Genomic DNA, 12169 nt, shown 5'->3' with positions numbered 1-12169 from the left:
TCTCGTGGGCTCGGAGATGTGTATAAGAGACAGATTACAAACAATAATTCGCTAATTTTCATTACATTTTATATTATATAAACATGAAAGGAACCCCTTTTAAGACTACGTTAATAATAGCGTATATTCTTGTTAGGCATAACACTTGCCTGTTGCATTTCTAAAAAAAAAGAGTAAAATATCAAGATTTAGGAGTTAATTTTGGACTTATATGAAGGCAATTGACTTATTTGCGGGGGCTGGAGGGTTTAGTTTATCCGCCCACAATACAGGCGCTATAGATGTTGTTGCTGCTATTGAATTCGATAGTGCGGCTGCAAACACCTACAAAAAAAATATGTTAGAAAGGCTTGAGCATAAGACCGAACTTTTACAGGAAGATATTTTACTCGTAGGCCCAAAAAAGTTAAGAAAAAAAATAAAGCTCAAGAAAGGCGAACTTGATATGATACTTGGTGGGCCTCCGTGCCAAGGTTTTTCCAGTCACCGAATTAATGACGCTGGCGTTGACGATCCCAGAAACAAATTACTTTTAAGGTATTTCGATTTTGTTTGTGAATTTAAACCCAAAGCCTTTTTGGTAGAAAATGTCTCCGGTTTGTTATGGAAGAGGCATGAAACCCATTTGAAACGCTTTAAGTTTTTGGCTTCCAAAAATGGTTATACATTAATTCATTGCGATGTACTAAATGCTCGTGACTACGGTGTTCCGCAAAGTCGCAAACGAGTGTTCATTGCAGGCGTTAGAAATGACATTTTAAAAAAAAGAAATAGCATTGAGTTTCCACCTCAAGCTACTCATTTCAACCCTAATTCTAATGAAGTAAAGAATAACTCAAAAAGTACGTGGAGAACCGCATCCTCTGTTTTTGAAAAGATGGATGATAACTTAATTCAAAGATATATATCAGAATACTTTCTTAAACATACCTCTTACTCAATTGATGAAGCACAAAAGCTACTTGAAACACTAGAATATCAAGACGCACCAATAAGCGAAAAAGATCCATGCAACATACATATGATACCAACTGAGCGTATGGAAGAGCGTTTCAAAGCAACAAAACTCAATGGCAGTAGAAGTGATGCAGGAAAAGAGTTCGAGCTAAAATGCCATTCCAATGGATACGCTGGCCACAAAGATGTTTATGGACGCATAATGATTCACCTACCGGCCAATACAATTACAACTGGGTGTAACAACCCATCTAAGGGAAGATTCATTCATCCATGGGAAAATCACGGCATCACTTTAAGGCATGCGGCAAGGTTGCAAACATTCCCTGATGACTACATTTTTTGGGGTAATGCAACAGAGCAAGCAAGACAGATTGGTAATGCAGTTCCCCCTATGTTAGGCACAATATTAATAAATGCATTACTTAACATAATTGCACCCAATGGATAAGGTGTAATGAATGAAAAAGGTCAAAACTAGAAGCTTAAATGGACCAAAAACTCATTTGATGATTACTTACCTTATAATAATAGAAGGTGAAAAATGGTAATTTCAGCAGCTTTTCAAACAAGAGCAAGGACAATTGATCATCTAGGACGCGAGCAAATAGCTGATTGTCCAACCGCAATTTCTGAGCTTTGGAAAAATGCATATGATGCTTACGCTCGTAATGTTTCTCTAAATATATTTGACGGCGATACTCCTGTGGCAACTTTAGTTGATGATGGGCATGGTATGTCGTTAGATGACATTATCAATAAGTGGCTTACAGTAGGAACAGAGTCCAAGGCTATAAAAAAAGATATTCCATATGAAGATAGAAATGGAATAGATCATATTCGAGCAAAGCAAGGCCAGAAAGGCATCGGTCGTCTTTCTTGTGCGGCCTTGGGCTCATTAATGCTTTTAGTTTCCAAAAGGAAAGATAGTCCTCTTGTAGCTTGCCTGCTGGATTGGCGTATTTTTGAAAATCCATATTTGATGCTTAATGATATTAAGATACCAATTATGGAATGCAGTGATAAAAATGAATTAATCACTGTTATACCGGAAATGTTTGATGCGTTGATGGGAAATCTATGGGGTGACGGAGATGATATATTACGGGATAACCGTATTGAACAAGCTTGGGAAAATTATTCTGAACTAGAAAAAAATGAAAGTAATGATATTACAAAAGAAGCCATCGAGAATACTGTTATTAATGCTTTCTTTGAGGAAAGGCATTTTCAATCATGGCCTGTGTGGAATAATAAAACCACTCACGGCACAGCAATGTTTATAGCCGGAATTCATGACGATTTAATAGCTCAGTTATCAACAGATGCAGGCTCAGAAGCTCAAGGTGCAGAAGTTCGTGCTAAAGAGCGCTTTCTTCAAACATTAAATAGCTTTGTTAATCCATTTAAAAGAGAAGAAGAAGAACAGATTACTGATTTCAAGACGAGCGTTATCGCTTGGAATGGTAATCTTCAAAGATTTATTATCGATGAAGTTAGAAATTTTGATATTTCTAATTTTGACCAGCTAGAACATATAGTTGAAGGGAATATTGATGAGAACGGATTGTTTTCGGGAAGAGTCAAAGCTTTTGGCGAATGGTTCGATAATATTATAGTAAAACCCAAAACTGTTTATAAGACACGAAAAGATACCCGCTTTGGCCCTTTCTTTTTAAGATTGGGCACATTTGAAGTTACAAGAAAAAATAGTACATTGTCAGATGAACAACATGCGACCTTCGATCGGATCCGTGATCAGTTTGGTGGAGTAATGGTTTTTCGTGATGATTTGCGTGTTATGCCATATGGACGTGAAGATAATGACTTTTTTGAAATCGAAAAAAGACGTTCAAAAAATGCTGGTTTATATATGTTCAGTAATAGGGCATGTTTTGGTGGTGTGTATATAACCAAAGAACATAATCCCAATCTACGTGATAAAGCTGGTAGAGAAGGTATTATTGACAATAAAGCATCTAAGCTATTTAGAGAAATAGTCGAAAATATTTTAATAGAAATTGCAAAAAGGTTTATTGGTCGTTCATCAGATTTACGAGAAGAAAAACTAGAGGAAATAAATGCTAAACATGCTGCTTTGAAAGCAGATGAAGATAGAAAAAAATTACTACGTAAAGAGCTAAGAAGAATCAAAACATCGATTCAAAGAGATCGCATTTCGTTAGAACATTTAAGAAACGAATTTTATGAAATATCACAACTTCTGAGTGATAAGAACAACTTCAAAGAGCTAGAAGAGCTATTACAGCTCAAGGAAAACATCGACGTATTGGATGGTACCCTAAAAAACCTATCTTTAGGTTCAGTACCAAGGAATTTAGGAAGTATAGAGAAAGATTATCGTCAATATCGCGATTTAGAGATTGATGCTAAAAGTCTTTTAAAGCAAATTAATAACTCTGTATATTCAGCACTCGATCATTTTACAGTTAAGGATGATTATTCAATTGCTGAAAAAGACTTTCGTAGCAAAGCAGCCATATTGCATGCTAAAATAAGGAAATTCTCTAGTAAAGGACGAAATATATTAAAAGAAGAGACTTTACGTTTTGACGAGATAACAAACAATACAAATAAAGCTTTCCATGAAAAGACATCTCAGTATTTATCCGATCTACAAGAAAATAGGTCTTCACTCAAGAAAACACTTGAGAATTTAGACCTCGCTTATCAGATTCAAGATATTGAAATAAATCAAACCTATGCTCCATATATCACTGCATTAGAAAGTTTAAGAGAGGAAATTGATTTAGAAAGTCTCGCTATCTCTTCAGTAAACGAAAATACTCGATTAAAAAAACAAGTAGAACAAGTTAACGCACTCGCTCAACTTGGGATAACTGTGGAGATAATTGGTCATGAAATCGAAGGGTTCGATATGACTATTGAGCGGGGAATAAATAGATTGTCATCAACAAACCTCGATGAATACCAGGAAAATGCTTTATCAAGCATTACCCAAGCACATCAGTCATTAAGCGATTCCTGGCGTTTTTTAAGTCCACTCAAACTATCAGGTGATAAGGTAAGAGCTTTCTTGAGTGGAAAAGACATTTTTGATTATGTTAATCACTTTTTCAAAAGTAAATTCGAAAAAGATTCAATTGAATTTTCTTGCTCTACTAAATTCTTAGATATTTCATTATACGATCAACCAGCCAGAATTTATCCTGTGTTCATTAATTTAGTGAATAATTCACGATATTGGGTTAAAGAAACTAAAGAAGAACGTCGTATTATTAGATTAGATGTGCTTGATAGTTTTATTTATGTTAGTGATAATGGGCCAGGAGTCGATCCTGATGATGTACCAGAGCTTTTTACTATATTTTTCTCCAAAAAACAAAGAGGTGGCCGTGGGGTTGGCCTTTATCTTTGTAAACAAAATTTAGCGGTGGGTGGCCATAGTATTTTCTACGAAACAAGAGCAGATAAAAAAATGCTTAACGGTGCCAATTTCGTAATTAATTTTAAAGGGATTAAAAATGCCTAATAATTCTACTTTTGATTACAAGCCACATTTAAAATCTGCTTATATTGACCCAATCAGAACTGTGACAGTGATCGATGATGAATACCCAACCATTGATGATTTAATTCTGAGCAGTAAGGAAGACTTTTCCCAAGAAAATATTTATCGACTTAAAGAGATAATTGATATCAGTCGAAGTGAAGAATACAACTGGCTTTTAGATGTTTACAATGGAAAAGAAAAAAAGGTCCAAGAAGGAACTGTATCGAACCGCCTTTATCACAGTGATTTATTAATTTTAGATTATCATTTAGACGGTGAGGATTCTGGGTATTGTAAAAAATCGATAGATATTATAAAAAACTTATCTGAGAATCGCCATTTTAATATTGTTGCGGTACATACCAAGGGCTATGATGGGCAAAAAGGTTCAGTCAATGAGGTACTGATCGATATCATTACATCATTACAGAAAAGGCCAGCAATTAGTATTTTAAATGAGAAAATTAAATCCAAGGTAGACGATGTTTTAGATGAGTGGGAAATCGATGAACCTGGAATTAGGGACGAATTAATAGGTTCTATATCAACTATAGATTTATTATTTTTAATTCTTAAGCATGAAACTGAATTATGCTCAGGGAATTTTCAGAACGAAATTCTTGATGTTTTCTATGGCATCTACGAAGGTAGACCTGATAATATAAACATACAAAAACCATTAATACTAAAGTGGATTATTTCGAAAAAACTTGAGAAATATGCTGATCAATTCAATGATAAGACTTCCAAATTTTTTGATTGGGGAATAAATAAAAACTGTAACTGGATTAAAACAGAGGACTTATTTATCACTGTCCTTGGTAAAAAAGACACACCGATCAGTGAAATACCAAATCAACTTTTAGAAGCATTATCAGATTCTAAGCCACACCCGCATAAACTTATCTTATCAAAGCTCCGAAGTGAGATTGAAAGTAATGGTAGTTACGCTGCAAGCAACATACTGAATAAGAGATTCTTACAAGCAGCATGGTTAAAAGAACTTCTTCTAAACAAAGACGATAATGCAATAAAAACAGCAGCATGGCAAGCAGTCACTAAATTGTGGGAAGAATTAGCGTACGAGATTAAAGTTGGCTTAGATCAATTTACAATCAATCTAGTCCAAGATCTAAAAAAAATTGACTCTCCCTTAGACTATTTTATCGATAAGTCTACACTTGCTGACGAATTAGAACAAATCAAACATGCTAATTGCTTCAGCTGTTCTAAAAAAATCACTTCTCATCATTTAGTCACAGGACATGTTTTAGAATTTAAGAATAATCACTGGTTATGTTTAACTCCGATGTGTGATCTTGTTCCAGGTCAAAAGAGCGGGGATAATTTACTTCCGGTTACGCTCGTGAAGATGTATGATGCGAAAGTTGCATTAAATAACACTCGCCAATATATGCAAAGAGAACTTAATTTAGATATTTTACCACCAATTGACGATAATGAAGCCATTAGGCAAATCTTGAATTACTCAACTCAAAACAACCTATTATTCATTCAACCTGAATTGGACGGCAAAATACATATTCTTAGTTTTACCGTTGGACTTGATGGTAAGGCAAATCCCAAAGCAATGGACTGTTATGTAGAAAATCAGGGCATCTTCACTGAAGCGAATACAATAACACTTAAATATGTCGAGCCAATGGATAATAATATGAAGGTAACATCTGTGGAAGCAAAAATAGTTGCGGAGTTACGTTATGAATACGCATTAAATTTATTGGGTAGACTTGGGGTATCCAAATCTCGAGTGGGGTTAGATTTTATCAATTAAGAGATATTAGTACAGTTCGGGCCTGACAGGTATCAATTAATTATATTGATACCTGCCAAATTACATTACCTTATAACCAACATGATGGGTAACAATTGAATTTCACTGCTTTTGCGAGCATGATCGTATTAACATCAGCCTGTTAATCGGTTCATTCCTATGACACCACTCGAAACACTGCAATCAGCCATCTCTAACGTCTCTGTATGGCGTCTGGGAGACGTATGCGCTCCACATAAACCGTTGTTGCTACTGTATGTGTTATCGCAGTACAAAGCAGGCCACCCACGCCTGTTCAACTACGGCCTAGAGATACACGAACCACTCATTTGGCCATAAACGACGCATAGACTATCCCAAAATGCCTTTCTGACGGCTTAGAACTGACGGCTTCTGGGAATAGCCAACGCAGAAGGCTGTCAACCGCGCAAAGGCAACACCCAGCCGACAAAAAAAGAGCTGATTGATAACCAGGTAACAGGTGGCTTTGATGAAGCGGCTTACCAGCAGTTACTAGCGCATCCGGAGATGATCGACCAGCTGGCCCAGCAAATACTGATAGCTCGCTTCCCCGAGAGTATTCAGAGGATCCTCGCCAACCAACTGGGTCTGGATTTTATCGACCGTTCAAAGAACCGCGATCCGCGCTTCAGAGATATCGTTCTCCGGGCTTACCATTCGCAATGTGCTTTCTGCGGCTACGACCTACGATTGGATGGTGCGCTGGTTGGTATTGAAGCAGCCCATGTCCGACTGGAAAACCTATGGCGGGCCGTGTGTGGTAAACAACGGTCTGGCGCTGTGTTCGCTGCACCATGATGCTTTTGATATGGGCTCATTCGGGCTGGATGAAAGCCTCACTATCCGCATCTCAGGCGGCGTCAGCCGTAGCCCGATGGTGGATAACCTGTTCTGTCAACGGAACGGCTAGCGGTTACATCTTCCTCATAACAAATCGCTGTGGCCCACTGAACAATACGTGGGCTGGCATCGTAAGCAGATTTTCAACTCCTGAGACCATGAGCTTCACAGATATTATTGATTACACAATCTGTTTTATCCCCTTTAGGGGATAAATTTCTTTTAACCCCTATAGCGGATAATTTGCGCACCAGACTGGATTCCAGAATAACGGCGGGAGGTTCAGAAGAAGTTCCAGAACCTGAATCTTCACCGAAAACCAAAAAATGGCCTCAACATCTGGCACTGCGCCGTTGTCGGCCCACGCGGTTGTTCACATCTGAAGGGATATATGCTTGACGATCCCACGCCGCTTTTTGGAGATGACGTTCCCTTTAATAACCCTCATCTCTTGCTCAATGAAGGAAGTCACTCAAATGACCTTTGAACAGATCCTGGAAGAGTATTTTTTTGCCCGCTTATTGCGACCTGACACCCAGAGCTGTTATCGCACGGCAGTAAATCAATTCACTCACTGGCGCAACGTGTTACCCGCCGAAGTGACGTCGCATATGGTGCTGGAGTGGCGTCACTACCTGCTAAATGTGCGCTGTATCAAGCCGGTGAGCTGGAACCACTATATGCGCCATATGCGAGCCTTGTATAACTTCGCCATTGAACAGGGGCTACTGGAGCAGTTCATCAATCCATTCCAGAAAACATCGCTGCGGGAATCTCGTAAGAAAAAGAAAACCCTGACCCGCGAGCAAATCCTCGCATCCCGCAAAGTGCTGAACCAATTTATCGAACGGGAGAAAATGCAGCGCGGCTATCGTTCGCCTTTATATCCGGCATGGTTTTGGCTGACCGTGGTTGAAACCTTCAACTACACCGCTATCCGGCTGAATCAGCTTATTCACCTGCGGGTCAGGGATATCGATTTGGTCCATGACACGCTGTTTATCCAGAGCGAAGGCAGCAAAAGCCATGATGAACACGTTGTTCCTATCGCCTCCCGGTTACGGCCCTACCTGGAGCAGATGCTTGAAGAAGCGAAAACAAAGGGAATGCGGGCTGACGATCAGTTGTTCAACATCAATCGTTTCAGTCGGAGGACGCTGCGCCAGGGTAAACCGATGACAGAAAATCAGGTGAGTTATTTCTTTGCCAAACTCAGCGATGCCTGCCACAGCCGTTTTTCATCACATCGCTACCGTCATACCGTTGCCACAGAATTGATGCAGAAACCGGAGCAAAATTTGTATGTCACGCAGAAACTACTCGGCCACCGCGATATTAAGGTGACGCTCAGCTATATTGAACACAATGTCGAGATGCTCAGAAGTTGCGTGGAGAGAGATTGACAAAACAGGGAGTGAGTGAAAAGATCCGGCCCGAGGCTTTATAAACAAAAAAAGCCGGAGATGCGGCCATTTTGTAGTTGCCGTCAACGTCCAGCTTCATTGTACAACGTACTGATTGTTGTAGGTTTCCCGATTATCATAATCGTTTTTGGTGCCGAAGGCCGGACTCGAACCGGCACGTATTTCTACGGTTGATTTTGAATCAACTGCGTCTACCGATTTCGCCACTTCGGCACTGAAGGGGATGCGGAAACGTTGTGGATTATACCTGTCGCGCGCCGCCATGCAAGCGACGACGCGCGAAACCCACTCTAAGTGCCCAAAAAACCAGCGCCCCTTCACTCCAGCTCAGACACCGCCAGACGAATCACCCCTGCCGCCTTCTGCTCCGGCAGCGCCAGCACCTTCGCCCACATCTCCTGCACCATATCGCAGGAGAGCTTCTCTTTGCCCGCCGCCTTCTCCGGCATCTGCAGCAGCTGGATGTCCTCGCCGTACTTATCAGCAAGTTCCTTCATAATCGGCCGCACATCCTCGACAGCCGCCTCGCGTTCGGCCGGGGTCACGGTGTGGCGGTTTTTGCCGTAGGCCGCGCGCATCATGTCGGCGTCGGCCTGCAAGCGCCGCGTCATCAGGTCTTTATCCAGCATGCGCATCGGGTTCACGCCGCCCTTCACCGTCGGGTAGAGGAAGCGGAAGCAGGCGTCGTCGCTCACCTTCTGGATGGCGGCGGTCTGCTCCATGTTGATGGTCATATAGTTCACCACGTTGGCGTCCGGGGCGTTTTGCAGGCGCGTCATCTGTAAATGCAGGATCTGCGGCTGGATGGTGTCGATAATGTGCTGCTCCGGCTCGCCGGCCTTTTGCAGGGCGGCCATCTGGTCGAGGATGCGCTGATGCAGCACAGGCTCCTGCTCCTTGATCACCTGCCAGGCGGGCATCGCGTTAAGAGCGGTATCAATTTGCGCTTCCGGAGCGCGCTGCCTGTCGAAGAAGACCCAGAACGCCACGGCGGCAGCCGCGACAATAACAATGACCGTACTGATCCACGTTTTTTTCATCTCGCATCCTTATCCTTGAGTTATGCCGGTGTACACCGGCACGCCGCTGTGGAAGCGAAACTCGTTGTCCGGTGTCGAGATAAGTGTGGCTTCAATTTCGCCAAAAAGCTGTATGCGCGGTGAGATATCGTCGTCGCTTACCTGCTGGGCCAGCGTCAGGTAGTCCTGGTAGTGTCGCGCTTCCGAGCGCAGCAGCGAGAGATAGAACTTCTGCAAATCGTCGTCGAGGAACGGGGCCAGCGCGGCGAAGCGTTCGCAGGAGCGGGCTTCGATGTAGGCGCCGCAGATGAGCTTGTCGATCAGCGTCAGCGGTTCGTGAGTGCGCACTTCCTTCAGCATCCCTTTGGCGTAGCGGCTGGCGGTGATTTTGACGTACGGAATGTCGCGCGCCAGCATCGCCTCGCGCACCTGCCAGAAGTGGTGCAGCTCCTCTTTGATCAGCAGCACCATGCTGTCGATGAGCGCCTGGCCCCAGGGGTCGTCGGTTTTGGGCATCACGCTTTTGCCAATCTGCCTGTGCAGGGCGATGAAGTCCGGCTCCGGGCCGTCGCGGAAGGTGAACTGTTCGTAGGGCTTGAGCCACTCCAGCAGCGCGTCGGCACCGCTTTCGTCGGCGACGTATTTACGCACGAGTAATAGCGCGGTCTGGGCGGCCTTGAGCTCGCACACCATGTGGTCGGTGAGCAGCAGCGGCAGGTTTGCCGGGTCGCGGGCTTTATCAATCCATGCTTGCGGGGTCGGGCACTGGAGGAAGCTGAGTACGGGGGCAAGTATCTGCGGGTAATCCATGGTTCTGCCTTGAAAAAGCGGTGGCGCGCGCCACCGCCTGAAACGCTTAGTGACGCACGCCGTCGTCGTCTTCGTCGACGTAATCTTCGTCGTCGCCTTCTTCGCCGTCTTCACCGTTCGGATCTTCGAAGTAGGTTCCCCAGCCGTCGTACTCCACTTCAAACTTCTCGGCCAGGTTCATCAGCTGTTCAACCTGCGCGTCGATCAGCTCCGCCTTCAGCGCGCCTTCGCTCAGGATGTCGCAGCAGATGACGGTGTCGCCCTCTTCCACTTCCAGCTCTTCCGGCTCGGTCACTTCGTAACCCAGCTTGAAGGCTTCCACGGCCATTTTTTCCAGCGCGTCGAAATCATCCGCAGAGAAATGGTGCTCGATGGTGTACAGCGCGTCCGGATCGCTACCGTCTTCCAGCAGCTCTTCAATAATCAGACGCGTCTCTTCGCGTTGCTCTTCCAGTAATTCCGGGTTTGCCATGGCTCAATCCTCTTTAAAGTGCGGCAGATACTTCTATTTTCACACACGGACGGGTTTGCCTCCACCTTTGTTGGAAAGATTTGTGAAACGGGGTTGCAAATGAATAATTACACATATAAAGTGAATTTTAATTCAATAAGTGGCGTTCGCCATGTGAGGATAAAATGTCTGATCTGTACAAGAAACACTTTCTGAAATTGCTCGACTTTACCCCTGCACAGTTCACTTCTCTGCTGACCCTTGCCGCACAGCTCAAGGCCGATAAAAAAAAGGGCAAGGAAGTACAGAAACTTACCGGTAAAAATATCGCGCTCATCTTCGAAAAAGACTCGACCCGTACCCGTTGCTCTTTCGAAGTTGCCGCATTTGACCAGGGCGCACGCGTCACGTATTTAGGGCCGAGCGGCAGCCAGATTGGGCATAAAGAGTCAATTAAGGACACCGCGCGCGTTCTCGGGCGGATGTACGACGGCATTCAGTATCGCGGCCACGGCCAGGAAGTGGTCGAGACGCTGGCGCAGTACGCGGGCGTACCGGTGTGGAACGGGCTGACCAACGAGTTCCACCCGACCCAGCTGCTGGCGGACCTGCTGACCATGCAGGAGCACCTGCCGGGCAAGGCGTTTAACGAGATGACGTTGGTCTACGCGGGCGACGCGCGCAACAACATGGGCAACTCGATGCTGGAAGCGGCGGCGCTGACCGGGCTGGATCTGCGCCTGGTGGCCCCGAAGGCCTGCTGGCCGGAAGAGAGCCTGGTGGCGGAGTGCAGCGCGCTGGCGGAGAAGCACGGCGGCAAAATCACCCTGACGGAAGACGTGGCGGCGGGCGTGAAGGGCGCGGACTTTATCTATACCGACGTGTGGGTGTCGATGGGCGAAGCCAAAGAGAAGTGGGCGGAGCGGATTGCGCTGCTGCGGGGGTATCAGGTGAACGCGCAGATGATGGCGCTGACCGGCAACCCGAACGTGAAGTTCCTGCACTGTCTGCCCGCGTTCCATGACGACCAGACCACGCTCGGCAAGCAGATGGCGAAGGAGTTCGACCTGCACGGCGGGATGGAGGTGACGGACGAGGTGTTTGAGTCGGCGGCGAGCATCGTGTTCGACCAGGCGGAAAACCGGATGCATACGATTAAGGCGGTGATGGTGGCGACGCTTGGGGAGTGATTGGGTCCTCTGCGGTCTGGTGCCCTCACCCCGGCCCTCTCCCACTGTACGTCCGGGGACATAGTGAACACTTGTTCGGGGACATGGTAGACACTTACAACTGAGGCATAAGAACCCGTTTATGGAG

General features: G+C 44.5%; 9 protein-coding genes, 1 tRNA gene and 2 pseudogenes. 8 read left to right on the top strand and 4 right to left on the bottom strand.

Annotated elements, in window-relative coordinates; translation table 11 throughout:
- The first annotated feature begins 211 nt into the window (after positions 1-211).
- The 6 genes and pseudogenes from HBA26_RS21825 to HBA26_RS21800 all read left to right on the top strand — a co-directional run bounded on the left by HBA26_RS21825 (position 212) and on the right by HBA26_RS21800 (position 8551).
- On the top strand, positions 212-1408 hold the full coding sequence (locus HBA26_RS21825) for a DNA cytosine methyltransferase (RefSeq protein ID WP_126345388.1): 1197 nt from the start codon (positions 212-214) through the stop codon (positions 1406-1408).
- Between the two features lie 93 nt (positions 1409-1501).
- Entirely contained in the window at positions 1502-4471 is a 2970-nt protein-coding gene (locus tag HBA26_RS21820; RefSeq protein WP_126345387.1) for an ATP-binding protein, read from the top strand.
- Positions 4464-6287, top strand: a complete 1824-nt coding sequence (locus HBA26_RS21815; RefSeq protein WP_126345386.1) for a response regulator receiver domain — start codon at positions 4464-4466, stop codon at positions 6285-6287. Before HBA26_RS21820 ends, HBA26_RS21815 begins: the two co-directional genes overlap by 8 nt.
- 159 nt (positions 6288-6446) lie before the next feature.
- Positions 6447-7302, top strand: a pseudogene (locus HBA26_RS21810) (phosphorothioated DNA-binding restriction endonuclease).
- Positions 7303-7422: 120 nt separating this feature from the next.
- Positions 7423-7635 (top strand): annotated as a pseudogene (locus HBA26_RS21805) (DNA-binding domain-containing protein); the annotation flags it as partial.
- A complete protein-coding gene (locus tag HBA26_RS21800; protein WP_032652356.1) occupies positions 7625-8551 on the top strand; it encodes a site-specific integrase in 927 nt (308 codons plus the stop codon). The pseudogene HBA26_RS21805 and the gene HBA26_RS21800, both read left to right, overlap by 11 nt.
- A gap of 149 nt (positions 8552-8700) precedes the next feature.
- On the opposite strand, the gene HBA26_RS21795 is transcribed toward HBA26_RS21800, so the two are convergent.
- The 4 genes from HBA26_RS21795 to rraB form a co-directional block, all read right to left on the bottom strand.
- Positions 8701-8785, bottom strand: a tRNA-Leu gene (locus tag HBA26_RS21795).
- 104 nt (positions 8786-8889) lie between these two features.
- A complete protein-coding gene (locus HBA26_RS21790) occupies positions 8890-9612 on the bottom strand; it encodes a hypothetical protein (protein WP_048998894.1) in 723 nt (240 codons plus the stop codon).
- 9 nt (positions 9613-9621) lie between these two features.
- A complete protein-coding gene (miaE, locus tag HBA26_RS21785) occupies positions 9622-10401 on the bottom strand; it encodes a tRNA isopentenyl-2-thiomethyl-A-37 hydroxylase MiaE (RefSeq protein ID WP_048998895.1) in 780 nt (259 codons plus the stop codon).
- Positions 10402-10447: 46 nt separating this feature from the next.
- On the bottom strand, positions 10448-10873 hold the full coding sequence (gene rraB / locus HBA26_RS21780; protein WP_003862940.1) for a ribonuclease E inhibitor RraB: 426 nt from the start codon (positions 10871-10873) through the stop codon (positions 10448-10450).
- A gap of 99 nt (positions 10874-10972) precedes the next feature.
- Between rraB and HBA26_RS23000 the strand changes: the two genes are divergently transcribed.
- Both HBA26_RS23000 and argF read left to right on the top strand, forming a co-directional pair.
- Positions 10973-11068 (top strand): hypothetical protein, encoded by a 96-nt coding sequence (locus tag HBA26_RS23000; RefSeq protein WP_213014347.1) that lies wholly within the window; start codon positions 10973-10975, stop codon positions 11066-11068.
- On the top strand, positions 11038-12042 hold the full coding sequence (gene argF, locus HBA26_RS21775) for an ornithine carbamoyltransferase (RefSeq protein WP_045339574.1): 1005 nt from the start codon (positions 11038-11040) through the stop codon (positions 12040-12042). The genes HBA26_RS23000 and argF overlap by 31 nt, the downstream gene beginning before the upstream one ends.
- Positions 12043-12169 lie beyond the last annotated feature (127 nt).

This window comes from Enterobacter sp. 725m/11, assembly GCF_011683705.1.
Taxonomy (GTDB): domain Bacteria; phylum Pseudomonadota; class Gammaproteobacteria; order Enterobacterales; family Enterobacteriaceae; genus Enterobacter; species Enterobacter bugandensis.
The sequence above is the reverse complement of the archived record's forward strand: the minus strand, read 5'-3'. Positions and strand labels throughout refer to the sequence as shown.